This window comes from Streptomyces sp. NPDC051310 (genome assembly GCF_044455245.1).
GTDB lineage: Bacteria > Actinomycetota > Actinomycetes > Streptomycetales > Streptomycetaceae > Streptomyces.
Map to the genome: position 1 here is coordinate 187,222 of NZ_JBITEO010000001.1, position 25,171 is coordinate 212,392.

Genomic DNA, 25,171 nt, shown 5'->3' on the forward strand with positions numbered 1-25,171 from the left:
CGCTCCATGGCGCACGCGACGGCGACCGGCGGCGGCGGAGACCCGCGGCGGGGCGTGATCGGGCACGGTGGGGGTGTGTGGAGCATCGCGGTGCCCATTCCGGACAATCCCCTCGGGCACACCCTGGTCCACCTCCTCGACACCGGTCGCGGCCCCGTCCTGATCGACACCGGCTGGGACGATCCCGCGTCGTGGGACGCGCTCCGCGCCGGGCTGGCCGCGCTCGGGACCCGGGTCGAGGACGTGCACGGCGTCGTCATCACGCACCACCACCCCGACCACCACGGGCTCTCCGGCCGCGTCCGTGAGGCGTCCGGCGCCTGGATCGCCATGCACCCCGCCGACGCCGCCGTCGTACGCCGCACCCGCGAGGCCGAGCCCGGCGCCTGGCTCGACTTCCTCCTCGCCAGGCTCACCGCCGCGGGCGCCCCCGACGCGCACACGGCCCCGCTGCGGCAGGCGCGGGCGTCCGGGCGGGGGCGCGCCCTGCCCGTGCCGCGGCCCGCGCTGCCCGACCGGGCGATCGTCCCCGGCGGGCTCCTCGACCTCGCGGGCCGCAGGCTGCGGGCCGTCTGGACTCCCGGGCACACCCCCGGCCACGTCTGCCTGCACCTGGAGGAGGACCACCCGGCCCACCGCCCCGGGCACGGCCGCCTCTTCTCCGGCGACCACCTGCTGCCCGGGATCAGCCCGCACATCGGCCTGTACGAGGACCCCGACGACGCCACGCCCACGGACCCGCTCGGCGACTACCTCGACTCGCTGGAGCGGGCCGGCCGGCTCGGTGCCGCCGAGGTGCTCCCCGCCCACCAGCACGCCTTCACCGGCGCCGCCGCGCGCGTGGCGGAGCTGCTCGCCCACCACGAGGAGCGGCTCACCGGGCTGCTCGCCCTGCTGGCCGCGCCGCTCACCCCGTGGCAGCTCGCCGAGCGCATGACCTGGAACCGCCCCTGGGACCTCATCCCGTACGGCTCGCGCACCATCGCCGTCTCCGAGGCCGAGGCGCACCTGCGGCACCTGGTGAAGCTGGGGCGCGCCGAGCCGGTGCCGGGCAGCGCCCCCGTGACGTACGTCGCCCTGTGAGCCGTACCGACCCGCCGGTAGAGTGTGCGAGTCGTCATCATGCCCGTACGGGGGGAAGCCGGTGCAAATCCGGCGCTGACCCGCAACCGTGAGCCACCGCACCGGTGGCGAGCCGGATCGCCCCGCACGCGTACGTGTTCGGCTCGCGTCACCGGGACCGACCCCGGTGACCGGCACCGTCGAGGAATACGGAGCCGGAGCCTGGTGCCCTTCCGCGCGCGCCGGTGCCCGGCCCCGCCCAGGACCGCGCAGGAGACCGCGCAGGAGAGGCCACCCGCCATGACCACCGTTCGCCGCCGCGGCGTCGCCGCGGCGCTCGCCGCCACCGCCGTGCTGTGCACCGGCGGGGCCGCAGCCGTCACCGCCGCCCCCGCCGCGCACGCGGCGCCCTCCCCGGCGGCGTCCTCCGCGGCGCCCGTCGTCCCCTCCGGGCTGTACGGCCGGAAGGACCCGACGTACGACGGCGTGTGGCGGCAGTCCCTGGCCTTCATGGCGCAGGAGACGAGCGGTGTCGAGCCCGCCGGGAAGGCCGTGGCCTGGCTGCTGGGTCAGCAGTGCGACAACGGTGGCTTCGCCTCCTACCGGCCCGACCCGGCCAAGCCCTGCGACCCCGCCGTGCCGCTGGACACCAACGCCACCGCCGTCGCCGTCCAGGCGCTCGCGGGGCTGGACCGGCCGGAGACGGAGGACGGGGAGACCGACCCCGTGACGAAGGCCGTCGAGGCGGGCGCGGACTGGCTCACCGGCGTCCAGAACAAGGACGGCGGCTGGAGCTACAACCCGGGCGGGCCCAGCGACGCCAACTCCACCTCCGTGGTCATCAGCGCCCTCGCGGCGGCGGGCGGGAAGCCGGGCGACGTGCGGTCCGCGGACGGCCGCACCCCCTACGACGCGCTGCTCGGCTTCGCGATCCCGTGCGACGCCAGGACCGGCGCCGGTGCCTTCGCCCACCAGCCCGACCGGAACGGCACGCTGGTCGCCAACGCCGACGCCACCGCCGCCGCCGTGCTGGCGGGCCTGGGCAAGCACGTCCAGACGCGGGGCGTGAAGCCGTACCAGCCGCCGGTCTGCGAGGCCGCGGCGAAGCGGACCGCCGAGCGCGCCGCCCGCAACGGCGCCGCCTACCTGGTGACCGCCCTGGCGAAGAGCGGCCACCTCGACCTGCCCCCCATGCCCGGCACCGCGACCCCCGCCGCGCCCGCGCCCGACTTCGGCAACACGGCCGACGCCGTCGTGGCGCTCGGCGCCGCCGGTCACGGCGACAAGGCCGCCCCCGCCCTGAAGTGGCTCCAGCGGAACGCCGTGCCGTGGGCCGAGGAGAACGGCCCCGCCGCCTGGGCCCAGCTGATCTTCGCCGCGCACACCCTGGGGGCCGACGCCCGCGACTTCGGCGGCGTCGACCTCGTCCAGCGACTCAACGCCACCGGGCCGAAGCCCGAGTCGACCGTCGAGACGCGGGCGCAGGAGGAGCAGGAGAACAAGGAGTCGGGCGAGAGCAGCGGCTTCGGCGTCTGGCTGGTCGTCGGCATCTTCCTCTTCGCCGGCATGGGCATCGGCTTCCTGATCAGCGGCCGCAACAAGAACCGGCAGCCGTGATGCGGACCGCCGCCCGGCCTCCGGCCCTGCTCCTCGCCCTGGCCCTGGCTACGACTCTCGCCCTGACCTGGCTCGCCGCCGGCTCCGCCCAGGCGGCCGGCTACCGCTACTGGTCGTTCTGGCAGAGCGGCCCCGGGCCGTCGTGGGCGTACGCCACCCAGGGCCCGTCCACGGCCCGGCCCGCGGACGGTGAGGTGAACGGCTACCGCTTCGCCGTGAGCACCGGCTCGGCGGACGCCGCCCGGCCGCGCCGGGCGCCCGACTTCGCGGCGGTCTGCGACGGGACGCCCCGCACGGACGGCACCAAGCGCGTCGCGGTCGTCATCGACTTCGGCACGGCGGCGGACGCCCCGGACGGCTCCGCCACGCCGCCGGAGCCGCGGACCGCCTGCGCACGGGTACGGCAGGACGCGACGAGCGCGGACGCGCTGGCCGCGGTGGCCGGGCCGCTGCGCTACAACAGCCAGGCGCTGCTGTGCGCCATCGGGGGCTATCCGCGGACGGGCTGCGGCGAGCAGGTGTCCGACGCGGGCCCCGGCCCGGACGACGACAGCTCCGGCTCCGGCTCCCGCTCCGGGACCGACGGGAACTCCGGGAAGGACGGGGCTTCCGAGAACGGCGGGGCCTCCGGGGACGGCGGCGGCCCCTCGCTCGGACTGGCCGCCGGCCTCGCCGCCGTGCTCGGCCTGGGCGCCGCCGCCGTCGTGCAGGCCCGCCGCCGCCGATGACGCTGCGCGCACCCGCGGCGCACCGGAGCAATGCCCTGCACGCCGGCGCCTGGTGGCTGTGGGCCCTGGGGCTGGCGGCCGCCGCGTCCCGTACCACCAACCCGCTCCTGCTGGGCCTGCTGGTCGGCGTGGCCGGCTACGTGGTGGCCGCGCGCCGCACCGACGCGCCGTGGGCCCGTTCGTACGGTGCCTTCCTGAAGCTGGGGCTCGCGGTGCTCGTCATCCGGCTGGTCTTCTCGCTGGTGCTCGGCTCGCCGATCCCGGGGACGCGCGTGCTGGTCACGCTGCCCGAGGTGCCGCTGCCCGGCTGGGCGCAGGGCATCCGGATCGGCGGCCGGGTGAGCGCCGAGCAGCTCGTCTTCGCGCTGTACGACGGCGCCAAGCTGGCCACGCTGCTGATCTGCGTGGGCGCGGCGAACGCGCTCGCCAACCCCGCGCGGCTGCTCAAGTCCCTGCCGGGCGCGCTGTACGAGGTGGGGGTCGCGGTGGTGGTCGCGATGACGTTCGCGCCGCACCTGGTGGCCGATGTGGTGCGGCTGCGAACGGCGCGCCGGCTGCGCGGGCGGCCCACCGGCGGGGTGCGGGCGGTGCTCCAGATCGGCCTGCCGGTCCTGGAGGGCGCGCTGGAGCGGTCGATCGCGGTGGCGGCGTCGATGGACGCGCGCGGGTACGGCCGTACGGCGCGGGTGCCGCGCGCGGTGCGCCGTGTGACGGCGGTGCTGACCCTGGGCGGGCTGCTCGGCGTCTGCGTGGGCCTGTACGGGCTGCTGTCCGCCGACGGCGGGTCGTACGGTCCGCCGTTCGTCGCGGCGGGACTGCCGGCGGCGCTGGCGGGACTGCGTCTGGGGGGCCGCCGTTCGGTGCGGACCCGCTACCGGCCCGACCGGTGGGGCGTGCGGGCGTGGCTGGTGGCGGGGTCGGGCGCGGCGGTGGGCGGCCTGATGGCGGTGTGGGATCCGGCGGCCCTGCACCCCGGTGTGGTCCCGCTCCAGGCACCCGCCCTGCCGGTGTGGCCGGCCCTGATCATCCTGCTGGGCCTGGTGCCCGCGTTCGCAGCCCCTGCCCCGCCGTCGAAGGAGTCCTCGTGATCCGGTTCGAGAACGTCTCGGTGACGTACGACGGTGCCGGGGAGGCCACCCTGCGGGACGTGGACCTCACCGTCCCGGAGGGGGAACTGGTGCTGCTGGTCGGCCCGTCCGGGTCCGGCAAGTCGACGCTGCTGAACGCGGTGTCCGGCCTGGTGCCGCACTTCACGGGCGGCACCCTGCGCGGCCGGGTCACCGTCGACGGCCGCGACACGCGCACGCACCCGCCCCGCGAACTGGCGGACGTCGTCGGCACGGTGGGTCAGGACCCGCTCGCGCACTTCGTCACCGACACGGTCGAGGACGAGCTGGCGTACGGCATGGAGTCGCTGGGCCTGCCGCCCGCCGTGATGCGCCGCCGGGTGGAGGAGACCTTGGACCTGCTGGCCCTGGCACCGCTGCGGGACCGGCCGATCGCCACCCTCTCGGGCGGGCAGCGGCAGCGCGTGGCCATCGGGTCCGTGCTGACGCCGCACCCGAAGGTCCTCGTCCTGGACGAGCCGACGTCGGCGCTGGACCCGGCGGCGGCGGAGGAGGTCCTCGCGGTGCTGCAGCGCCTGGTGCACGACCTCGGCACGACGGTGCTGATGGCGGAACACCGCCTGGAGCGCGTGGTCCAGTACGCCGACCGCGTCGCGCTCCTGCGCTCGCCCGGGGCGCCGGTGCTGCTCGGCCCCCCGGCCGAGGTGATGGCTCTCTCGCCGGTCCACCCTCCCGTGGTGGCCCTGGCGCGGGTGGCGGGCTGGTCGCCGCCGCCCCTGACGGTCCGCGCGGCCCGTCGCCTGGCCCCCGGGCTCCGGGCCCGCCTGGCCGACGCCTCCCCGCCCGTGCCGCCTGCCCCGGCCGCGCCGGCCCGCCCGGCGGACCAAGCCCCTGCGGCGGCCTCCGCGGGCGAGCCCGCGGGCGCGGGCGCCCCGGCCGGTGCGCGCGCGGCGCTGCGCCGTCTGCTGCGCCGGCGGGGCGCGGGCACCGGGTCCGGAGGGAGGAGCACGGCGGCCCTCGCGGAGGCGGAGGCCCTCGTGCAGACGGAGACCCCCGCGAACAAGGAATCCCTCGCGCAGACGAGGTCGCCCGCGCACACGGAGGCCCTCGTACGGACGGAGGCTCTCGTGGAGGCGGCGGCGCTGCGCGTACGGCGCGGGAGCGTCGAGGCGCTGCGCCGGGTCGACCTCGCCGTGCGCGGCGGGGAGACCGTGGCGCTCATGGGCCGCAACGGGGCCGGCAAGTCCACCCTGCTGGGCGCGCTCGTCGGGATGGTGGAGCCGGCCGGCGGCCGGGTGCTCGTGGGCGGGTGCGTGCCGCACCGGACGGCTCCGCGCGAGATGGTCCGGCGGGCCGGGCTCGTACCGCAGGAGCCGCGGGACCTGCTGTACGCGGACACCGTGGCGGCCGAGTGCGCGGCCGCCGACGGTGACGCGGGCGCGCGGCCCGGGACGTGCCGGGAGATGGTGGCGCGGCTGCTGCCGGGGATCGGGGGCGGCACGCATCCGCGCGATCTGTCCGAAGGGCAGCGGCTGGCGCTGGCGCTCGCGGTGGTGCTCACCGCGCGGCCCCCGCTGCTGCTGCTCGACGAGCCGACCCGGGGCCTCGACTACGCGGCCAAGGCCCGGCTCGTCGCGGTGCTGCGGGACCTGGCCGCCAACGGGCACGGCATCCTGCTCGCCACGCACGACGTGGAGCTCGCGGCGGAGCTGGCGGACCGCGTCGTCGTGCTGGCGGAGGGCGAGGTGGTCGCGGACGGCCCGGCGGCCGAGGTCGTGACGTCCTCGCCCGCCTTCGCACCGCAGGTCGCCAAGATCCTCGCGCCCCAGCCGTGGCTGACCGTCGCACAGGTGGAGGCGGCGCTGTGAGCGCCCGACCGGTGCGCCTGGGCGTCCGTTCGGTGGCGGCGCTCGCGCTGGTCTCGGTGATCGGGGTGTTCGCCCTCGGCTGGCCGCTGCTGGCGGACGGCGCCTCCGGGGTGGCGGGCCGCGCGCAGGACGTGCCGTGGCTGTTCGCCGTGATGCTGCCGCTGCTCGTCGCCGTCGTCGTGGCGACGATCGCGGACCGCGGCATGGACGCCAAGGCGGTGGCCATGCTCGGCGTCCTGGCGGCGGTGGGGGCGGCGCTGCGGCCGCTGGGCGCGGGCACGGCGGGCCTGGAGCCGATGTTCTTCCTGATGGTGCTCAGCGGCCGGGTCCTCGGCCCCGGTTTCGGGTTCGTCCTCGGCGCGGTGACGATCTTCGCGTCGGCCCTGCTGACGGGTGGCGTCGGGCCGTGGATGCCGTTCCAGATGCTGATGATGGGCTGGTTCACGATGGGCGCCGGGCTGCTGCCGGGGCCGGACCGCCTGCGCGGGCGCGGCGAGACGGCGCTGCTCGCCGCGTACGGGGCGGTGGCGTCGTTCGCGTACGGGACCGGGATGAACCTGCAGGGCTGGGTCGTCATGGAACCGACGGGCAGTGGCGTCTCCTTCCACCCCGGTGACCCGCTCCCCGAGAACCTGGTCCGGTTCGCGGCCTACTGCGCGGCGACCTCGCTCGGGTGGGACACGGGACGGGCCGTGCTGACCGTCGTACTCACCGTCACCATCGGATCCACGGTCCTCAAGGCGCTACGACGTGCGACTCGACGGGCAAACTTCGAAGCCCAGGTCACATTCGAAGGCGCACCCACCGCCTCAGAGGGTCCCGAACCGGTGAGGTGACCCACAGGACGCAGCTCACATACGACCGGCGATAGTGGGGCGAACCGGACAGCTTTCGACCCCCGGGCTTCCCGTGGCGACGTGCGGCGATCACCGTACGGGGCCGGGGCCCTCCTCGCCGCCAGGTCCGGCATCCCTTAGTACACGGGGTCGTTGCGGCGGCTCGGCGCGGCTGCTTCTCTGGTGGACGTCGCCGGGCGAACCGCAGCGCAGCAGCAGCGGGAGCGCCCCCCGGCAGCCACTCCCCCGCCACCTGGCGCGGTACCGGCATGCCCGGGCGACGCCCCCTGTCCCCGACGTGAGGTCACTACGTGTTCCGCTCGCTCTCCAGCCGTTTTTCCGCCCGCTCCACGTCCTTCGCCGCCGGTGCCGCCGTGCTCCTCGGTGCGACCGGCGCGGTGCTGGGTACGACGGCACCGGCTTCGGCCGCCTCCGCTTCCGCGCAGGACATCGCCAAGAAGCTGGTCCCGGCCGGTCAGTACCAGTGCTTCGACAAGATCGTGGAGCACGAGTCCGGCTGGAACCCGTCCGCGACCAACGCCTCGTCCGGCGCCTACGGCCTGGTGCAGGCCCTGCCGGGCTCCAAGATGGCGTCCGCCGGCTCGGACTGGAAGACCAACCCGGCCACGCAGATCGAGTGGGGCCTGGACTACATGAACGACCGCTACGGCAGCCCCTGCGGCGCGTGGAAGTTCTGGCAGTCCAACGGCTGGTACTGAGCCGACAGCATGCAGCAGGCCCCGGTGCGGCGCACCGGGGCTTTCTCGTGCCCGCGGCGTCCCTTGTCCGCCCCCATTCCGCGCCCGCAACGCCCGCGCCGCCCGCGCCGTCGTCCCGGCGCCGTCTTCCCGCGCCCGTCTTCACCCCTTCGCCCGGGTTCGGGTCGCCGGGACCCCTGGCCCAGGGCTCAGAGCCGCTGGATGATCGTGCCGGTCGCCAGCCCGCCGCCCGCGCACATGGTCACCAGGGCGAACTCCTTGTCACGCCGCTCCAGTTCGTGCAGCGCGGTCGTCAGCAGCCGCGCTCCCGTCGCGCCCACGGGGTGGCCGAGCGCGATGGCGCCCCCGTTGACGTTCACCTTCTCCAGGTCCTGGTCGAAGACCTGGGCCCAGCTGAGCACCACGGAGGCGAAGGCCTCGTTGATCTCGACGAGGTCGATGTCGCGCAGGGACATCCCCGCCTTGCCGAGCACCGCGCGGGTGGCATCGATGGGCCCGTCGAGGTGGAAGTGCGGGTCGGACCCGACGAGCGCCTGGGTGACGATCCGGGCGCGCGGCTTCAGCTTCAGCGCCCGCGCCATGCGCTTGGACGCCCACATCAGGGCGGCGGCGCCGTCGGAGATCTGCGAGGAGTTGCCCGCGGTGTGGACCGCGGTCGGCATCACCGGCTTCAGCCCGGCGAGCGCCTCCGCGCTGGTGTCGCGCAGCCCCTCGTCACGGTCGACGAGCCGCCACATCCCCTGCCCCTCGTGCTGCTCCTCCTCGGTGGTCGGCACCTGGACGGCGAACGTCTCGCGCTTGAAGCGCTCCTCGGCCCACGCGGTGGCGGCCCGCCGCTGCGACAGCAGCCCGAGGGCGTCCACCCGCTCCCGCGTCAGGCCCCGCTTGCGGGCGATGCGCTCGGCGGCCTCGAACTGGTTGGGCAGGTCGACGTTCCACTCGTCGGGGAAGGGCTTGCCCGGCCCGTGCTTGGACCCGCTGCCCAGCGGCACGCGGGACATGGCCTCGACGCCGCAGCTGATGCCGACGTCGATGACACCGCAGGCGATCATGTTGGCGACCATGTGCGCGGCCTGCTGCGAGGAGCCGCACTGGCAGTCGACGGTGGTGGCGGCCGTCTCGTACGGCAGCCCCATGGCGAGCCAGGCGGTGCGGGCGGGGTTCATGGACTGCTCGCCGGCGTGGGTGACCGTACCGCTGACGATCTGCTCGACGCAGTCGGCGTGGAGGGCGGTCCGCCCGAGGAGTTCGCGGTAGGTCTCACCCAGCAGGTAGGCGGGGTGGAGGTTGGCGAGGGCGCCGGAGCGCCTTCCGATGGGCGTGCGTACGGCTTCGACGATGACGGGTTCCGCGGCCATGGGCTGGTCCTCTCCTGGCCGGCCGCACCGGCGTCCCGGCGCCCGCACGGACGGCTGTGTCCGTTCGGGGAACGGCTGCCCCCGAACCCCCGGCTGTCTCTGAACGGGGGGCGGCCCCCGGCCCCCCGGCCGTGCCCGGACGGAGGCGGCCCCCGGCCCCCGGCCGCATTCGTCCCGGGGCGCGCGCCCCGGACCCCGCGAACTGGTACGCGTTCTAGTTCCCGGGCCAGTCTGCTGAGGCTTACCCCCGGTACGCAAGGGTCGTGCAGGACGGCGGCCGCAACCGGACACCGCGCGCCCCTTGCCACTTGTGGAACCCGTTACTACCTTGCGGGCACTATCTGATGGTCCGTCAGACGTAGGGGAGTCGCCGATGCCCTGTCCCCATGCCCGCCCCGCACACCCCGACCTGCCCGAAGGCTTCGACCTCACCGATCCGGACCTCCTGCGCACCCGCGTCCCGCTGCCCGAGTTCGCCGCCCTGCGGCGGACCGCCCCCGTCTGGTGGTGCGCCCAGCCGCACGGCATATCCGGCTTCGACGACGACGGGTACTGGGCGGTGACGCGGCACGCCGACGTCAAGTACGTGTCCACGCACCCGGAGCTCTTCTCGTCCGCCGCCAACACCGCGATCATCCGGTTCAACGAGTCGATCGGCCGCGACCGGATCGACGCCCAGAAGCTGATCATGCTCAACATGGACCCGCCGGAGCACACCCGGGTGCGCCAGATCGTCCAGCGCGGCTTCACCCCCCGCGCCGTCCGGTCCCTGGAGTCCGCCCTGCGCGACCGGGCCCGGCGCATCGTCGGCACGGCGCTCGACGCCGCCGCGGACGGCGACGGGTCGTTCGACTTCGTCACCCGGGTCGCCGTCGAACTGCCCCTCCAGGCCATCGCCGAGCTCATCGGCGTACCGCAGCAGGACCGCGCGAGGATCTTCGACTGGTCCAACAGGATGGCGGCGTACGACGATCCCGAGTACGCCGTCACGGAGGAGGCCGGCACGGAGGCGGCCATGGAGATCGTCTCGTACGCCATGGGCCTCGCCGCCGCCCGCAAGGAGTGCCCGGCCGGGGACATCGTCTCCCGGCTCGTCGCGGCGGAGGACCAGGGCAACCTCTCCACCGACGAGTTCGGGTTCTTCGTGATCCTGCTCGCGGTGGCCGGCAACGAGACCACCCGCAACGCCATCAGCCACGGCATGCACGCCTTCCTCACCCACCCCGACCAGTGGGAGCTGTTCAAGCGGGAGCGCCCGGCCACGACGGCCGAGGAGATCGTCCGCTGGGCGACCCCCGTGGTCTCCTTCCAGCGCACCGCCACCCAGGACGTGGAGCTGGGCGGCCGGAAGATCCGCGCGGGCGACCGGGTCGGGGTCTTCTACTCCTCCGCCAACAACGACCCCGAGGTCTTCGACCACCCGGAGCTCTTCGACATCACCCGCGACCCCAACCCGCACCTCGGCTTCGGCGGCGGGGGCCCGCACTTCTGCCTGGGCAAGTCCCTCGCCGTCCTGGAGATCGACCTGATCTTCCACGCCGTGGCCGACGCCCTGCCCGGCCTCCGCCTCGCCGAGGAGCCGCGCCGGCTGCGCTCGGCCTGGCTGAACGGCATCAAGGAACTGCGGGTCACCCCCGCCTGACCGGCCGGCGCCACGCCACGTCACGCCAGGTCACGTCGTCATTTCGTGGGCACGCGGACGGGAACCGTGTGATCCGCCTCCGCGTCCGAGCGGGCATGCGGGGGAAACAACGGATACTCGGTCTCGTCGTCGCGCTGCTCGCGCTGCAGCTCGGCTCTCTCATCAGCCCGGCGTACGCGTGCGGCTGCGGCGCGATGATCCCGGACCGGGCGTCACGGATCGGCGTCCAGCGCGAGACCTCGGTGGTGCACTGGGACGCCCGGTCGCGCACCGAGCAGATCGTGATGCGCTTCTCGGTCCGCGGGACGGCGCGCGAGGCCGCCTGGATCATGCCCGTGCCCGGCCGGGCGGACGTCGAGCTGGGCGACCCGTACCTGTTCGAGGAGCTGCGCGAGCTGACCGCGCCGGAGCACCGCACCCGGCACTACTTCTGGCCCCGCTCCGGCGACTGGCCGTTCGGCGGGGGCGGCGACAGCGCCGCCGCGCCGGCTCCCGGTGCGGCCCCGGACGCCGCCGCGCCGCCGGTCGGCGTGGTCGGCCGGGAGCGGCTCGGCGACTTCGACGTCGCCCGGCTGACCGCGACCGACCCGGACGCACTGCGCGACTGGCTGGACGACAACGGCTTCGAGCTCCCCGAGCGGCTCAGCGGCGAACTGCGGCCCTACGTCGAGCAGAAGTGGGAGTACGTCGCGGTGCGCCTGGCGCCCGAGGAGCGCGGCGCGGCGCTGTACGGCACCCTCGACCCGCTGCGGATCACCTTCACCAGCGAGCGGCCGGTCTACCCGATGCGGCTGTCGCGGCTGGCGACCACGCCGCAGTCGCTCGGCCTGTACGTGCTCTCCGAGCACCGGATGGAGCCGCGCGGCACCATCGGCGGGGACGCGCCGGAAGTCACGTACGCGGGCGAGATCGCGGCGGAGGGCGCGGTGGGCGAGCTGACGGGCCGCGGCAGCGGGGAAGGGAACGGCGGCGGGGGGCGCGAGGGGGACGGGGACAGGGGCGCGCGGCTGTTCCTGACGGCCGTCGAGCAGGAGTTCCCGGAGCCCGGCCGGATCGACGGCGACCACGAGCTGCGGGCGGCCAACGCGGACACCCCGTACCGCCAAGTCGTCTTCCACGACCGGCTGCTGACGATCGGCGGCGAGGTGCCGGTCTGGCTGGTGACCGCCGTGGGCGTGCCGGCGGTGGCGTCGGCTCTTCTGTGGGGCCTGCGGCGACGGCGTGCAGTACGTTCGGCGGCATGACACAAGCTGAGTGGAACGCCGTGTCGGACTACCTCACCGACATGCTGGCGCCCCCGGACGAGGCACTGACCGCCGCGCTCGCCGCCGCAGCAGCGGCGGGGCTGCCGGACATCGCCGTGTCGCCGACGGAGGGCAAGCTGCTGCATCTGCTGGCCCGTACGCAGGGGGCGCGCACCGTCCTGGAGATCGGCACCCTCGCCGGCTACAGCACCATCTGGCTGGCCCGGGCGCTGCCGCCGGACGGGCGGCTGGTCACCCTGGAGTACGAACCGGCCCACGCCGACGTGGCCCGCGCGAACCTCGCACACGCCGGGCTCGGATCGATCGCGCAGGTGCGCACGGGTGCCGCCCTCGACCTCCTGCCCCGGCTGGCCGAGGAAGGCGCGGGCCCCTTCGACTTCGTCTTCATCGACGCCGACAAGCGGAACAACGCGCGGTACGTGGAGTGGGCGCTGCGGCTCACCCGGCCGGGCAGCCTGATCGTCGTCGACAACGTCGTACGCGGCGGTGCGGTCACCGACGAGACCGGTACCGACCCGTCGGTGGCCGGCACCCGCGAGATGCTCGACCTGGTCGCCCGCGACCCCCGGCTGGACGCCACGGCCCTGCAGACGGTGGGCCCGAAGGGCCACGACGGGATGCTGCTGGCCCGCGTGGTGGACTGACCCCATGACGACCAGCACGTGGGCCGTGGAGCCCGAGCCGTACGACACCGCCGACGCCACCGCGCTGCGGCGCGAGTACTACGCCGATGTGGCGGGCCGCTACTGGCGGCGGCCGGCGACCTCCGCCGAGGTGGACGAAGGGCTCGCCGGGGACGGCGTGGAGCTGCTGACGCCGCCCACCGGGCAGTTCGTGGTCGGCCGGGTGGCCGGCGCGCCGGCCGCCTGCGGCGGGGTGCTGATGCTGGACGCGGAACGGGCCGAGCTCACGCGGGTGTTCATACGCCCCGCCTACCGCGGCACCGGCGGCGCGGCGCTGCTGCTGTCCGTGCTGGAGGACGCCGCGCGCGGGCTGGGCGCGCGGCGCATGGTGCTCAACACCCGGCTGGACCTGGTGGAGGCGCGGGCGCTGTACACCCGCAACGGCTACCGGGAGATCCCGGCGTACTGCGAGGGCCCGTACATGGAGGTCTGGTACGGCAAGGAGCTCCACGCCACTTAGCGCGGCGGATGCCGGGCCACCCGGCGCGCCGCGCGACGGCCGCGCGGCGCGCCCGGCTCCGCTCGGCCTGGGTGGCGCGGCGCGAGCGGCTCCGCTCAGCCCGTGTGGCGCGGTGCGCACGGTTCCCGCTCAGCCCGTGTGCGCCGCGTGGTCGCGGCGCGGGCCGGCGGTGCGCGGCCGTTCCCGGGAGGAGCCGCACAGCTCGGCCGTCAGCTGCTCCACCAGGTGCACCAGGTCGGTCGGCCGCTGCGGACCCCACCAGTCGCCCAGCAGCTCCGCCAGCGATTCCTCACGGGCGTGCGCCAGCCGGGCCGCCACGGTCACGCCCTCGTCGGTGAGGACCAGTTGCAGGCCCACCCGGCGCACCAGGCGCCGCTCCTCCAGTTGCCGGGCCGCCTCGGTGACCACCCTGATCGGTACGGGGGTGGTGTCGGCGAGTCGGGCGGGCTCGACCGCGCCGTGGCGCCGCACCCGCAGCAGCAGCCAGCTCGCGGCGGGCAGCAGGTCCAGGCCCGCCCGTTCGGTGATCCCCTCGTAGACGGCCTTGCGGCCCTCGCGGGAGCCGAGCACCGACAGGGCGCGGGCGCACTCCTCGTACGACGACCGCTCCACGGGGTTGGAGGCGAGGGTCTGGCTGGGATCGGGCGCGGTGACCGAGCCGCGCAGCCGGTCCTCCTTCAGCAGCCAGGCGAGGAGGAAGGCGACCAGCACGACCGGGGCCGCGTACAGGAACACGTCCGTGATGGACGTGGCGTAGGCGTGCAGCACGTCGGGGCGCAGGGCGGGCGGCAGGTCCGTGATGGCCCGCGGATCCGCGGCGACCCGGTCCGCGCTCGCACCGGGCGGGACCTCCTGGCCGGCGAGGGCGGCCTCCAGCTTGCTCGTGAGCCGGCTGGTGAAGACCGTGCCGAAGATCGCGACGCCGAAGGAGGCGCCGATGGAGCGGAAGAAGGTGGCGCCGGAGGTGGCGACGCCGAGGTCCTCGTACGCGACGGCGTTCTGCACCACCAGGACCAGCACCTGCATGACCAGGCCGAGCCCGGCGCCGAAGACGAAGAAGTACACGCTCATCTCCGCGTCGGAGCTGGACTCCTTCATCCGGTGCAGCAGGACCAGGCCGAGGGCGGTGATCGCGGTCCCGGCCACGGGAAAGACCTTCCAGCGGCCGGTGCGGCTGACGATCTGGCCGGAGGCGGTGGAGGTGAGCAGCATGCCGAGGACCATCGGCAGCATGTGGACACCCGACATGGTCGGTGACACACCCCGCACCACCTGGAGGAACGTCGGCAGGTAGGTCATCGCGCCGAACATCGCGAAGCCCACGACGAAGCTGATGGCGGAGACCAGCGTGAAGGTGCGGATCCGGAACAGCTTCAGCGGCAGGACCGGTTCGGCGGCGCGCCGCTCGACCCGGACGAACCAGACCAGCAGGACGGCGCCGAGGACCGCGAGACCGATGATCTGCCAGGAGCCCCACTCCCAGGTGGTGCCGCCGAGGGACGCCACGAGCACCAGACAGGTGGCGACCGAGGCGATGAGGAAGGTGCCGAGGTAGTCGATGGTGTGGCGGGTGGCGCGCACCGGGATGTGGAGCACGGCGGCGATGACGAAGAGGGCCACGACCCCGACGGGCAGATTGATGTAGAACACCCACCGCCAGGACAGGTGCTGGGTGAACAGCCCGCCGAGCAGCGGCCCGAGGATGCTGGTCACGCCGAAGACGGCACCGAAGAGGCCCTGGTAGCGCCCGCGTTCCCGCGGCGGGACGATGTCGCCGACGATCGCCATGGAGAGCACCATCAGCCCGCCGCCGCCCAGCCCCTGGACGGCCCGGAAGGCGATCAGCTGCGGCATGTTCTGCGCGATGCCGCACAGCGCCGAGCCGATGAGGAAGAGGACGATCGCAGCCTGGAAGAGCTTCTTGCGGCCGTACTGGTCGCCGAGCTTGCCCCACAGGGGCGTGGCGGCGGTGGACGCCAGCATGTAGGCGGTGACGACCCAGGACAGGTGCTCCATGCCGCCGAGCTCGCTGACGATGGTCGGCAGGGCGGTGGAGACGATGGTCTGGTCGAGCGCGGCCAGCAGCATGCCGAGGAGCAGGGCTCCGATCGCGACCAGGACCGAGCGGCGGGGGAGACCTTCGCCCGGGGCGGGGCTGGTGGCCGGGGTGCTCACTTGCTGCGCCATCGACATCCTCTCCCTGTCTGACCGCGTTCTCTCGCGTCTTGGCGCCCTTCGCGCCCTTCGAGCCTTTCCGAGCCTTCCGCGAGTGACGGGCGGCGCGCGCCAACGGGCCGTCGGGGCCGCCGGGTGCGTCGCGTACCCCCTGTTTCCTCTCCCATCCTGGGCGTTCTGGCCTGTTATGGCCTGTCGAGCGGACGGAGGCCGGATTCATGCGCCCGGGAGGGGCTGCATAATCGCTGGCAGTTCAAGGGGAGGGGACCCACGTGACGGGACGGGTGTGTCCTGAATGCGGTGCTGCACCGCACAAGGGCTGCGGCTGCGCCGACGGTTTCGAGCCACTGCGTATCGGCCCGTACGTGAACCTCGACGCGCCGCACGGGCCGGACGGGCCGGGCGACGCCGCGACGACGATGCCGCTGCCTCTGTACGCGCCCGAGGCGGGGCTCCCGGGCCCCCTGCCGGGCCTCGGGGAGGCGTCACCGGCCGTGGATCCGCAGCCGGAGGCGCTGGCGGCCCCTGCGCCGTCGGCCCATCCGGGGCCGATGCCGCCGGCGCTGCCGACGGCGCCGGCGGGACCCGGTCCGCTGCCGGACGCGGTACCGGAGCCGGGCGGGGCGGTGGGGCCGGAGGCCGCGGCGGACGCTCCGGTATCCGCGCCGTCCAGCACGGCGACGGGCACCCAGCCGCCGGGCTCGCACGACACGCCCGCGTACGGCACACCCGCGCACGACACACATCCGCACGACCCGGAGCCGTACGCCCCCGACCCGTACGCAGCGGCGCCCTACGCAGCGCAGCCGTACGCCGCGGAGCGGTACACCGCGGAGCCCTACCCCACCGAGCCCTACCCCACCGAGCCCTGCGCCGCGGGGCCGCAGGGCCGGCAGTCCGAGGGGCGGGCACCGCACGGCCAGGGCCCCTACGCCCCGGCACCGCAGGATCGCCGACCGGAGGCCGCGGGCCCGCAGGGCTGGGAGCCCGAGGCGCGGGACTCCGGGGAGCTGCTCGCTCCCTCGTGGGAGCCGGCGGACGGGCTGGGGCCCCGCCGGTCACGCGCGCGGGAACGGGAGCGCGCCCGCGAGCAGGAGCGCCGCCGGCCCTACGCGGCGCTCGGTGCGGCGGCCGCGGTGGTGGCCGTGGCCTGCGCGGTGGCGTTCGCCGGCGGCATGTTCGACGGCGCCGAGGAGGCGGATAAGGTGCTGCCCGATCTGGACGTGAGCGCGCCCGCGTTCCCGAGCGGCCCGCCCGACGCACCCTCGGACCTCTCCTCGCCCTCGGCGTCCGCATCGGAATCCGCTTCCGCCGAGGCGTCGCCGTCCGCGTCCGCCTCGCCGTCCGCTTCCCCCACGCCCTCGGTGTCGCCCCTCTCGTCCGCACCCGCCGCACCGGGCGCCGGCGGCGACGCACAGCCGTCGGCCTCCCGCAGCCGCGGCCCGGCCCCGGACACGTCGCCGACCGCGGAGCCCGCCCCGGAGCAGCCCTCGGCCCTCCGCCGAGGCGACCGCGGCGCCGAGGTGACCGACCTCCAGCACCGCCTGCGGCAGGCCGGCCTCTACGACGGCCCCCTGCACGGCCGCTACGACAAGAACGTCGAGGAGGCGGTGTACCGGTACCAGTGGGCCCGCTCGATCGACGAGGACGGCTGGGGCGTGTACGGCCCGGCGACCCGGCAGTCCCTGGAGGCGGAGACGACGGGCGGGTGAGACCAGGCCAGGCAAGACGAGGGGCCGGTGCACCGGGGGCGGGGTGGCGCGTACCCGCCTCGTTTTGTATCGTGGAGGAACAAAGTGGTTCCCGCCCGTATACCCTGACCGGCGGGCGGGGCCACTTCGTACCGCATCCCTCTGCCCGTGGAGCCCGTCCATGACGTCCGCGTCCGCCGTCCCGCACCTGACCGCCAGGGCCCTCCTGCTCGACATGGACGGCACGCTCGTCAACTCCGACGCCGTCGTGGAGCGCTGCTGGCGCCGCTGGGCCCTGCGGCACGGGCTGGATCCCGCGGAGGTGCTCCAGGTCGTCCACGGCCGCCAGGGGTACGCCACGATGGCCCTGCTGCTGCCGGACCGGCCCATGGAGCAGAACCACGCCGAGAACCGGGTGCTGCTCGCGGAGGAGACCGCCGACCTCGACGGCGTCGTGCCGATCGGCGGCGCGCCCGCGTTCATGGCGGCCGTCGCCGCGCTGCCGCACGCCCTCGTGACCTCCGCCGACGCGGCGCTGGCCCGGGCCCGCATGGGCGCCGCGGGGCTGCGCATGCCGCGGGTGCGGGTGACCGCGGAGTGCGTGGGCGCGAGCAAGCCGGACCCCGAGGGCTTCCTGAAGGGCGCCGCCGAGCTGGGCGTCGACCCGGCGGAGTGCGTGGTGTTCGAGGACTCCGAGGCGGGCATCCTGGCCGGCCGCGCCGCCGGGATGCGCGTGGTGGGCGTCGGACCGCGCGCGGGCGCCTTCGCCCCCGACGTGCACGTACCGGACCTGACGCACGTGCGCGTGACGGCGGACGGCCCCGACGGCACGATCCGCCTCCACGTCACCGCGTAGCGCGCCCGTACCGCTCCACATCACCGCACAGCGCGCGTCACCGCGCCACGCGGCCGCTCGCCTCCGCGGGCGTCACCGCCCACCACGTCGCCCGGACGGCGCCGCCCGGCGCGCGGCGCCGTGGGCGCGTACGTCAGGGCGCCAGCGCCTCGTACAGACTGAAGCCCGCCAGCGCCAGCATCAGGCAGGCCGCGATCTTGGTGATCAGCCGCAGCGGTACGTACTTCATGAGCGTGCGGCCGCCGAGGATGCCCAGCCCGGCGACCGTCCACAGGGCGAGCACGGCGCCGAGGCCGACGGAGAGCGGGTTGTCGTAGCGGGCGGCGAGGTTCGCGGTCATGATCTGCGTCAGGTCACCGAACTCGGCGACCAGGATCAGCATGAAGCCCGCCCCGGACACCTTCCAGAAGGACTCGTCGGCCGGGGCCTTGATGTTCTCGTCCTCGCCGTGGTCCTTCTTCAGCAGCAGCACCGCGGCCCCGCACAGGAACAGCACGCCCACCAGTGCCTGCACCAGCCGGTGCGGCAGCAGGGTCAGCACGCTGCCGGCGGCGACGGCCAGCGCGACGTGGACGGCGAACGCCGCGGCGACGCCCGCGAAGACGTAGGACGCCCGGTAGCGGGTGCCCAGCATGAGGCCGGCGAGCGCGGTCTTGTCGGGGAGCTCGGCGAGGAAGACGACGCCGAAGGTGATCGCCATGATCGTGAGGCTGAGCACGGGATGGGTTCCTCAATCGGTCGGGCACCGCCGTACCGAGAAGAGACGTGTCAGGGGTCGCTCCGGCTCGGCGGCACCATGGGCATGTCGGGCATGGCATGGCACTGCTGTTGCCGAAGGTCTCGCTGGCCGCCCCGCAGGGCCGCCTCCGGGCGCCGGCCGGGCGCGAGGCCCAGCAGTATGTCGACGGTCCGGCGAAGAGCTACTCCCCTTCTGCTCCGTCCAGGGTACGTGATGGGCCCGGTGACGCCTCGCGCCGGTGCAGTCTCCCCCGCGCGACCAGCTCCAGGACCGCCGCCACCGCGACCGCCTGCACCGCCATCAGCCCCACCAGCACGAACAGCTGCACCGCTCCGGCCTCCAGCGGCTCCGCCCCGCCCAGCAGCATCCCGACGAACGCCCCGGGCAGCGTGACCAGCCCCACCGTCCGGGTCTGGTCGAGGCCGGGCAGCAGCGCGTCGGCCGCCGCCTCCCGCGCCACCTCCAGCCGCGCGTCGCGCTCCAGCAGCCCCAGCGCGAGCCCCGCCTCGACCTCGCCGTGCCGGGTGCGGAGCTCGTCCAGGGCGCGCCGCCCGCCGAGCACCGTCGCGGTGAGCGCCCCGCCGATGAGGATGCCGGTCACCGGGATCAGCGCGATGCCCTTCAGCGGTACGAGCCCGGTGAGCAGCAGCGCGGCGACGACGGGGACGACCCCCGCGGCGATGGGGACGGCCGCCCACCACCAGGTGCCGTTCGGGGTCACCCGGCGTCCGGCGGTGCGGACCGCGACCGCGTACATCAGCAGCAGGAAGAGCAGCAGCAGCGGTACGACCCGGACGACCCAGCCGATCACCAGCGAGACGGCGGCGAGCTGGACCGCGGCGCGCACGCCTGCCGTGACGGTGTCGCGCGCCGGCCGCAGGCGGGCGACCGCCACCACCGTGGCGGCGAGGGCGAGCAGGACGGCGAGAACGGCCCCGAACGTGACATTGACGGGCAGAAGCACCCGCCAACCGTAGTGCGGCGGTGGGGATCTGGCGTGACGTCAGCACGCCAAACCCTTGATCTGACGTGAGCATGTCGCCACTCTGTTACCTGGCGCCCGCCTGACCGAAACCTGGCGCCGCAACCCTGGCCGAGCCGCCCGCCGGGCGGGATCTCGGCCAAGGCCCCCCACTTCACTAGGAGTTCGCATGTCCGGTGTCTACGCGCGTCGAATAGCCGTGCTCGCCGCCTCCGCAGCACTCACCGCCACCGGCGTCCTGGCCACCGCCCCCGCCGCCCAGGCCGCCCCGCCCACCCCCGTCAGCGCCGCCACCGCACGCTCCTACCTGAGCCAGCTCACGGTGAAGGCGGAAGGTTCCTCCAGCGGTTACAGCCGTGACCTGTTCCCGCACTGGAGCACCCAGTCGGGCACCTGCAACACCCGTGAGGTCGTCCTCAAGCGCGACGGCGTCGACGTGGTCCAGGACTCCGGCTGCGCGGCGGTCAGCGGCACCTGGTACTCGGAGTACGACGGCGCCACCTGGCGCGCGGCCTCGGACCTGGACATCGACCATGTGGTCGCCCTCGCCGAGGCGTGGCGCTCGGGCGCCAGCAGCTGGACGACCTCGCAGCGCCAGGCGTTCGCCAACGACCTGTCCCGCCCGCAGCTGATCGCGGTGACGGACGACGTGAACCAGGCCAAGAGCGACCTCGACCCGGCCGAGTGGCTGCCGCCCCGCACCGCGTACCGCTGCACCTACGCCCGGATGTGGGTGCACGTGAAGTACCACTGGAAGCTGAGCGTGGACTCGGCGGAGAAGAGCGCGCTGCAGTCGGTCCTCAACGGCTGCTGAGCCCCCCGGCTCCCGGCCTCCCCCGTCGTTCCGTACCGTATGAGTACGGGGACGGGCGACGGAGGAGGCCACGCATGGCAGCCGGATTGCGCTTGGGACCGGTCCTGCGGTACGTCGACTGGGCCGGCGGCGACCGTGCCACGGTCTGGGTCGAGGCGGACCGGCCCTGTACGGCCGAGGTGCGGTGCGCCGACGGGGCCGGGGGTGCCGCGCCCACCTTCCGGATCGCCGGGCACTACTACGCCCTCGTGACCGTCACCGGGCTGACGCCCGGCACGACGACCCCGTACGAGGTGCTGCTGGACGACCGCACGGTGTGGCCGCCCGCGGAGGCGCGGTACCCGGCGAGCACCATCACCACGCCGGGCCCCGGTGCCGGCGAGGTCCGCGTCACCTTCGGGTCCTGCCGCTGGTCCGCGCCGCCCGGCGACGGCAAGGACCCCGTGGGCGCGGACGCGCTGGACAAGCTCGCCGCCCGCCTGGCGGCCGACCCCAGCGCCGTGCGCCCCGACGTCCTGCTGCTCCTCGGCGACCAGGTGTACGCCGACGAGACGTCCGAGGCGACGCGCCGGTGGCTGGCCGCGCGGCGCGACCTGGACGAGCCGCCGGGCGCCCAGGTGGCGGACTACGAGGAGTACACCCACCTCTACTACGAGTCCTGGCTGGACCCGGGCGTGCGCTGGCTGCTGTCCACCGTGCCCAGCTGCATGATCTTCGACGACCACGACGTCGTCGACGACTGGAACACCAGCGCCGCGTGGGTGGCCGACATGCGCCGTACGACCTGGTGGCGGGAGCGCATCCTGAGCGGGCTGATGTCGTACTGGGTCCACCAGCACCTGGGCAACCTCTCCCCCGACGAGCTGGACGCCGACCCGCTGTACGCGGCGGTGCGCGCGGCACCGGACGGGACCGAGGTGCTGCGGCGGTTCGCGGCGGAGGCGGACGAGAAGCCGGCCCGGGTGCGCTGGAGCTACCGGCGGGACTTCGGCCGCACCCGGCTGCTGATGGTGGACACCCGGGCGGCCCGGGTGCTGGACGAGCACGAACGGTCGATGCAGGACGAGGCCGAGGAGCGGTGGATGCGGGAGGAGGCGCTGGCCGACCGCGCCTCCTGCGACCACCTGCTGATCGGCACCTCGCTGCCCTGGCTGCTGCCGCCGCTGATGCACGACGCGGAGGCCTGGAACGCGGCGCTGTGCCGGGGCGGGCGCGGGGCGCGCTGGGCCCGGGTCTCGGAAGCGGTGCGCCGCAAGGCGGACCTGGAGCACTGGTCGGCGTTCCCGGAGTCGTTCGACCGGCTGGCGCGGCTGCTGGCGGAGGCGGGCGGCGGGCCGGACGCCCCGGCGACGGTGTGCGTGCTGTCGGGCGACGTGCACCACGCGTACCTCGCGGAGCCGGTCTGGCCGGGCACCACCGGTGAGACTCCGGAGGCGCGCGTGGTGCAGCTGACCTGTTCCCCGGTGCACAACCGCATCCCGCGCTCCCTGCGCTGGGGCTTCCGCTTCGGCTGGAGCCGCGCGGGGCGCCGGCTCGGCCACGCCCTGCGGCGGCACGCGCGCGCCGCGCCGCCCGCGGTGGACTGGCACCGTACGGGCGGCCCCTGGTTCGGCAACCAGCTGATGACGCTGACGGTGCGCGGGCGCGCGGCGGAGCTGCGCCTGGAGCAGGCGCGCGGGGACGCGGGGCTGAGCACCGTATGGGAGGGGACGCTGGCACGGGACTGACACCGGCGACGCACGGGACCCACACCGGTGGGCGCACGGGACCGACACCGGCGACGCGGCGGCGGGGCGCGGGTCCGGCGGCGGGCCGCGCGGCGGTGGCGGGGCGGTTCCGGAAGCACCACGCGTCGCGGCGGGGCGGTTCCGGAAGTGAGCCGCGCGGTCTCGGCGAGGCGGTTCCGGATGCGGGCCGGGCGGTCGCGGCGGGGCGGGTGGCGGGTGCCGCGCCGGTGGCTGTGAACGTCAGGTGAACGTCCCGTTCAGACCCCCCGACGATCCCCGCATAGCGGACGGTAACGCTCTCCGCAGTGCTTCGGTGAGCCGGGCCGCACCGGCATGATGAGCGTTCCGCTTGCCGCCCCCCGCTGCCCGGGAGCCGTGTCTTGTCCGTCTCGTCCGTCCCCTCCGCGACCCCTCCTGCCATAGCCCTGGTCGGCGCAGGTCCGCGCGGTACATCGGTGCTCGAAAGACTCTGCGCCTCCGCCCCCGAGCTCGCCCCCGGCACCCCGGTGACCGTCCACGTCGTCGACCCGTCCCCACCGGGCCCCGGCCGGGTCTGGCGCACCGACCAGCCGGCCGAGCTGCTGATGAACACCGTCGCGTCGCAGGTCACGGTCTTCACCGACGACAGCGTGCGCTGCGAGGGCCCGGTGCGCCGGGGCCCCAGCCTGTACGAGTGGGCCGCGAGCCGTTCGTACCGGCTCGGTGCCGACGACTACCCCACCCGCGCCTGCTACGGCGCCTACCTGGCCTGGGCGTTCGCGCGCACGGTGCGCGAGGCGCCGCCGCAGGTGACCGTGCGGGTGCACCGCGCCCGGGCCGTACGCCTGCGGGACGGCGCCGACGAGGCGCACCGCGGGTGCGGCACCCCGGCGCGGCGTGACGCGGCCGCCGCGGGCCCACCGCAGACGCTGACGCTGGACGACGGCACGGTGCTCACGGGCCTCGGCGCGGTGGTGCTGGCGCAGGGCCACCTGCCGGCGGCCGCCGGGGAGACGGAGGCCCGGCTCGCCGCCCACGCGGAGCGGCACGGGCTGCGGTACCTGCCGCCGGCCAACCCCGCGGACCTCGACCTGTCGTTCCCGGCGCCCGGCGAGCCCGTGCTGCTGCGGGGCCTGGGGCTGAACTTCTTCGACCACATGGCGCTGCTGACGGCGGGTCGGGGCGGCCGGTTCGAGCGGGCGGGCTCCGGGCTGGTGTACCGCCCCTCGGGCCGCGAGCCGCGCCTGTACGCGGGTTCGCGGCGCGGGGTTCCGTACCAGGCCCGCGGCGACAACGAGAAGGGCGTGTCGGAACGGCACGAGCCCCTCGTGCTGACGGCGGACGTCATCGAGGCGTTCCGCAAGCGCGCCGAGGCGGGTGACCCGCCGGACTTCCTCGACGAGATATGGCCCCTGGTGGCGCTGGAGGTCGAGGCGACGTACTACGGGACGCTCCTGCGGGACCCGCGCGGCTTCCGTCCGCTGTTCCTGACCGACCCGCAGGCCGCCCTGGACGCGTACGGCGTCCCGGAGCACGAGCGCTGGTGCTGGGAGCGGCTCGCGCACCCGCACCGGGGGGAAACGTTCCACTCCCCGGAGGACCACCGCGCCTGGCTGCTGGCGTACCTGCGCCGGGACGCGGCCCGGGCGGCGCTCGGCAACACCACGGGCCCGCTGAAGGCGGCCCTGGACGTGCTGCGCGACATCCGCAACGAACTGCGGCTGATCGTGGACCACGCGGGACTGCCGGGCGCCTCCCGCCGCGACCACCTCGACCGCTGGTACACGCCGCTGAACGCCTTCCTCTCGATCGGCCCGCCGCGCCGGCGCATCGAGGAGATGACGGCGCTGATCGAGGCGGGCGTCCTGGAGGTGCTCGGCCCGCGGATGGAGGTGCGGGCCGAGGAGGGGGCCTTCGCCGGGTGGTCGCCGGACGTCCCCGGCCCGGCCGTGCGCGCGGCGACGCTGATCGAGGCGCGGCTGCCGGAGCCGGACCTGCGGCGCACCGGCGACCCCCTGCTGGCGGACCTGCTGCGGGAGGGCGGGTGCCGGACCCATGTCGTCGACGGTTACGACACCGGTGGTCTGGATGTCACACCGAGCCCGTACCGTCTGATCGATGCTCAGGGGCGCGCGCACGCACGCCGGTTCGCGCTCGGTGTGCCCACCGAGGGGGTGCACTGGGTGACGGCCGCGGGCGCGCGGCCCGGCGTGGACTCGGTGACCTTGTCGGACGCGGACGCGGTGGCCCGCGCAGCCCTGCTGGTCTGCGCGCCGGAGCGCCAAGCTCCGATTATTGAACTTGCAAGTATTGATTAGGGACGCCTAACGTGTCCCCTCATCGGTTCCGTCCCCAACCGAATGGAGACCCCATGTCCCGCCTGAGAAACAGTCTCGACGAGGCCAGCCCGTACGCACTGGGCCTCTTCCGGATCGTCATCGGCCTGCTCTTCCTGTGCCACGGAGCCGCCTCGCTCTTCGGCGTCCTCGGTGGCGCGCACGGCGGCGGCACCGTCCCCGTCGGCTCCTGGCCCGGCTGGTACGCCGCCGTGATCCAGCTCGTGGGCGGCGGCCTGGTGCTGCTCGGCCTGGGCACCCGCAGCGCCGCGTTCGTCGCGTCCGGCTCGATGGCGTACGCGTACTTCAAGGTCCACCAGCCGGAGGCGCTGTTCCCGCTGCAGAACGGCGGCGAGCCGTCCGCGATGTTCTGCTGGGCGCTGCTGCTCCTGGTCTTCACGGGTCCGGGCGCCCTGGCCCTGGACTCCCTGTTCGGCTCCCGCACCGCGTCCGCCACCGCGGCCGAGCGTGACGGGAAGGGCGCCCCCGCCGCCGTGTGACCCCCGTCCGGGCGTACGCTGTGGGGCTGTCGGCCGCCGCTGTGGGGCTGTCAGCAGCCGCCCATGC

General features: G+C 75.0%; 21 protein-coding genes and 1 riboswitch. Of the genes, 17 read left to right on the plus strand and 4 right to left on the minus strand.

The annotated features are described in order from the left end of the window. The first annotated feature begins 6 nt into the window (after positions 1 to 6). From ACIA79_RS00850 to ACIA79_RS00880, 7 genes are all read left to right on the plus strand, one after another. Positions 7 to 1,083 carry an MBL fold metallo-hydrolase gene (locus ACIA79_RS00850; protein WP_399425732.1) on the plus strand — a complete coding sequence of 359 codons (1,077 nt, stop codon included), beginning with the start codon at positions 7 to 9 and terminating at the stop codon, positions 1,081 to 1,083. Positions 1,084 to 1,094: 11 nt separating this feature from the next. Further along, a riboswitch (cobalamin riboswitch) is annotated at positions 1,095 to 1,228 on the plus strand. 134 nt (positions 1,229 to 1,362) lie between these two features. Beyond that, positions 1,363 to 2,679 carry a prenyltransferase/squalene oxidase repeat-containing protein gene (locus ACIA79_RS00855; RefSeq protein ID WP_399425735.1) on the plus strand — a complete coding sequence of 439 codons (1,317 nt, stop codon included), beginning with the start codon at positions 1,363 to 1,365 and terminating at the stop codon, positions 2,677 to 2,679. Next, positions 2,679 to 3,407, plus strand: a complete 729-nt coding sequence (locus tag ACIA79_RS00860) for an SCO2322 family protein (RefSeq protein ID WP_399426258.1) — start codon at positions 2,679 to 2,681, stop codon at positions 3,405 to 3,407. The genes ACIA79_RS00855 and ACIA79_RS00860 overlap by 1 nt, the downstream gene beginning before the upstream one ends. Further along, complete coding sequence (locus ACIA79_RS00865) at positions 3,404 to 4,495, plus strand: energy-coupling factor transporter transmembrane component T (protein ID WP_399425737.1); 1,092 nt, start codon at positions 3,404 to 3,406, stop codon at positions 4,493 to 4,495. The genes ACIA79_RS00860 and ACIA79_RS00865 overlap by 4 nt, the downstream gene beginning before the upstream one ends. Continuing rightward, positions 4,492 to 6,342 (plus strand): ABC transporter ATP-binding protein, encoded by a 1,851-nt coding sequence (locus ACIA79_RS00870; RefSeq protein ID WP_399425739.1) that lies wholly within the window; start codon positions 4,492 to 4,494, stop codon positions 6,340 to 6,342. Before ACIA79_RS00865 ends, ACIA79_RS00870 begins: the two co-directional genes overlap by 4 nt. Beyond that, on the plus strand, positions 6,306 to 7,178 hold the full coding sequence (locus ACIA79_RS00875; RefSeq protein WP_399425741.1) for an ECF transporter S component: 873 nt from the start codon (positions 6,306 to 6,308) through the stop codon (positions 7,176 to 7,178). Before ACIA79_RS00870 ends, ACIA79_RS00875 begins: the two co-directional genes overlap by 37 nt. Before the next feature lie 311 nt (positions 7,179 to 7,489). After that, a complete protein-coding gene (locus tag ACIA79_RS00880) occupies positions 7,490 to 7,897 on the plus strand; it encodes a transglycosylase SLT domain-containing protein (protein WP_399425743.1) in 408 nt (135 codons plus the stop codon). 188 nt (positions 7,898 to 8,085) lie between these two features. Here the strand turns inward: ACIA79_RS00880 and ACIA79_RS00885 are convergent, their stop codons facing one another. Beyond that, on the minus strand, positions 8,086 to 9,255 hold the full coding sequence (locus ACIA79_RS00885; protein WP_399425744.1) for a steroid 3-ketoacyl-CoA thiolase: 1,170 nt from the start codon (positions 9,253 to 9,255) through the stop codon (positions 8,086 to 8,088). Positions 9,256 to 9,628: 373 nt separating this feature from the next. Here ACIA79_RS00885 and ACIA79_RS00890 point away from each other — a divergent pair, with 373 nt between their 5' ends. The 4 genes from ACIA79_RS00890 (at position 9,629) to ACIA79_RS00905 (ending at position 13,305) form a co-directional block, all read left to right on the plus strand. Continuing rightward, complete coding sequence (locus tag ACIA79_RS00890; RefSeq protein ID WP_399425746.1) at positions 9,629 to 10,897, plus strand: cytochrome P450; 1,269 nt, start codon at positions 9,629 to 9,631, stop codon at positions 10,895 to 10,897. Between the two features lie 95 nt (positions 10,898 to 10,992). Then, entirely contained in the window at positions 10,993 to 12,141 is a 1,149-nt protein-coding gene (locus ACIA79_RS00895; RefSeq protein ID WP_399425748.1) for a DUF2330 domain-containing protein, read from the plus strand. Then, positions 12,138 to 12,806, plus strand: coding sequence for an O-methyltransferase (locus ACIA79_RS00900; protein ID WP_399425750.1), 669 nt, complete (start codon positions 12,138 to 12,140; stop codon positions 12,804 to 12,806). The genes ACIA79_RS00895 and ACIA79_RS00900 overlap by 4 nt, the downstream gene beginning before the upstream one ends. A gap of 4 nt (positions 12,807 to 12,810) precedes the next feature. Next, positions 12,811 to 13,305, plus strand: coding sequence for a GNAT family N-acetyltransferase (locus ACIA79_RS00905; protein ID WP_399425752.1), 495 nt, complete (start codon positions 12,811 to 12,813; stop codon positions 13,303 to 13,305). Between the two features lie 129 nt (positions 13,306 to 13,434). Here the strand turns inward: ACIA79_RS00905 and ACIA79_RS00910 are convergent, their stop codons facing one another. Continuing rightward, positions 13,435 to 15,492 carry a DHA2 family efflux MFS transporter permease subunit gene (locus tag ACIA79_RS00910; protein ID WP_399425754.1) on the minus strand — a complete coding sequence of 686 codons (2,058 nt, stop codon included), beginning with the start codon at positions 15,490 to 15,492 and terminating at the stop codon, positions 13,435 to 13,437. A 353-nt stretch (positions 15,493 to 15,845) separates the two neighbouring features. On the opposite strand from ACIA79_RS00910, the gene ACIA79_RS00915 reads away from it, so the two are divergent. Together ACIA79_RS00915 and ACIA79_RS00920 are read left to right on the plus strand one after the other, a co-directional pair. Continuing rightward, positions 15,846 to 17,192 (plus strand): peptidoglycan-binding protein, encoded by a 1,347-nt coding sequence (locus ACIA79_RS00915; RefSeq protein WP_399425756.1) that lies wholly within the window; start codon positions 15,846 to 15,848, stop codon positions 17,190 to 17,192. A gap of 160 nt (positions 17,193 to 17,352) precedes the next feature. Then, complete coding sequence (locus ACIA79_RS00920) at positions 17,353 to 18,027, plus strand: HAD-IA family hydrolase (protein WP_399425758.1); 675 nt, start codon at positions 17,353 to 17,355, stop codon at positions 18,025 to 18,027. Positions 18,028 to 18,160: 133 nt separating this feature from the next. Here ACIA79_RS00920 and ACIA79_RS00925 read toward each other — a convergent pair whose 3' ends face one another. Both ACIA79_RS00925 and ACIA79_RS00930 read right to left on the minus strand, forming a co-directional pair. Further along, positions 18,161 to 18,745: a TMEM165/GDT1 family protein gene (locus ACIA79_RS00925; RefSeq protein ID WP_399425760.1), complete on the minus strand. Its 585-nt coding sequence runs from the start codon at positions 18,743 to 18,745 to the stop codon at positions 18,161 to 18,163. 202 nt (positions 18,746 to 18,947) lie between these two features. Beyond that, complete coding sequence (locus ACIA79_RS00930; protein WP_399425761.1) at positions 18,948 to 19,730, minus strand: ABC transporter permease; 783 nt, start codon at positions 19,728 to 19,730, stop codon at positions 18,948 to 18,950. 187 nt (positions 19,731 to 19,917) lie between these two features. Between ACIA79_RS00930 and ACIA79_RS00935 the strand changes: the two genes are divergently transcribed. From ACIA79_RS00935 to ACIA79_RS00950, 4 genes are all read left to right on the plus strand, one after another. Continuing rightward, the gene (locus ACIA79_RS00935; protein ID WP_399425763.1) at positions 19,918 to 20,562 is read left to right on the plus strand and encodes an HNH endonuclease family protein; all 645 of its coding nucleotides are present in this window, start codon (positions 19,918 to 19,920) and stop codon (positions 20,560 to 20,562) included. Between the two features lie 74 nt (positions 20,563 to 20,636). After that, complete coding sequence (locus tag ACIA79_RS00940; RefSeq protein ID WP_399425765.1) at positions 20,637 to 22,289, plus strand: alkaline phosphatase D family protein; 1,653 nt, start codon at positions 20,637 to 20,639, stop codon at positions 22,287 to 22,289. A gap of 380 nt (positions 22,290 to 22,669) precedes the next feature. Then, the gene (locus ACIA79_RS00945; protein ID WP_399425767.1) at positions 22,670 to 24,586 is read left to right on the plus strand and encodes an FAD/NAD(P)-binding protein; all 1,917 of its coding nucleotides are present in this window, start codon (positions 22,670 to 22,672) and stop codon (positions 24,584 to 24,586) included. A gap of 53 nt (positions 24,587 to 24,639) precedes the next feature. Continuing rightward, positions 24,640 to 25,104 carry a DoxX family protein gene (locus tag ACIA79_RS00950; protein WP_399425769.1) on the plus strand — a complete coding sequence of 155 codons (465 nt, stop codon included), beginning with the start codon at positions 24,640 to 24,642 and terminating at the stop codon, positions 25,102 to 25,104. The last annotated feature ends 67 nt before the right edge of the window (positions 25,105 to 25,171 follow it).

What these genes read in the sequence shown, in the direction of transcription:
- ACIA79_RS00920 (WP_399425758.1), top strand. Translation starts at nt 17,353, where the DNA reads ATGACGTCCGCGTCCGCCGTCCCGCACCTGACCGCCAGGGCCCTCCTG.
- ACIA79_RS00885 (WP_399425744.1), bottom strand. Translation starts at nt 9,255, where the DNA reads ATGGCCGCGGAACCCGTCATCGTCGAAGCCGTACGCACGCCCATCGGA.
- ACIA79_RS00910 (WP_399425754.1), bottom strand. Translation starts at nt 15,492, where the DNA reads ATGGCGCAGCAAGTGAGCACCCCGGCCACCAGCCCCGCCCCGGGCGAA.
- ACIA79_RS00865 (WP_399425737.1), top strand. Translation starts at nt 3,404, where the DNA reads ATGACGCTGCGCGCACCCGCGGCGCACCGGAGCAATGCCCTGCACGCC.
- ACIA79_RS00900 (WP_399425750.1), top strand. Translation starts at nt 12,138, where the DNA reads ATGACACAAGCTGAGTGGAACGCCGTGTCGGACTACCTCACCGACATG.
- ACIA79_RS00940 (WP_399425765.1), top strand. Translation starts at nt 20,637, where the DNA reads ATGGCAGCCGGATTGCGCTTGGGACCGGTCCTGCGGTACGTCGACTGG.
- ACIA79_RS00890 (WP_399425746.1), top strand. Translation starts at nt 9,629, where the DNA reads ATGCCCTGTCCCCATGCCCGCCCCGCACACCCCGACCTGCCCGAAGGC.
- ACIA79_RS00895 (WP_399425748.1), top strand. Translation starts at nt 10,993, where the DNA reads ATGCGGGGGAAACAACGGATACTCGGTCTCGTCGTCGCGCTGCTCGCG.
- ACIA79_RS00950 (WP_399425769.1), top strand. Translation starts at nt 24,640, where the DNA reads ATGTCCCGCCTGAGAAACAGTCTCGACGAGGCCAGCCCGTACGCACTG.
- ACIA79_RS00855 (WP_399425735.1), top strand. Translation starts at nt 1,363, where the DNA reads ATGACCACCGTTCGCCGCCGCGGCGTCGCCGCGGCGCTCGCCGCCACC.
- ACIA79_RS00905 (WP_399425752.1), top strand. Translation starts at nt 12,811, where the DNA reads ATGACGACCAGCACGTGGGCCGTGGAGCCCGAGCCGTACGACACCGCC.
- ACIA79_RS00860 (WP_399426258.1), top strand. Translation starts at nt 2,679, where the DNA reads ATGCGGACCGCCGCCCGGCCTCCGGCCCTGCTCCTCGCCCTGGCCCTG.
- ACIA79_RS00935 (WP_399425763.1), top strand. Translation starts at nt 19,918, where the DNA reads ATGTCCGGTGTCTACGCGCGTCGAATAGCCGTGCTCGCCGCCTCCGCA.
- ACIA79_RS00850 (WP_399425732.1), top strand. Translation starts at nt 7, where the DNA reads ATGGCGCACGCGACGGCGACCGGCGGCGGCGGAGACCCGCGGCGGGGC.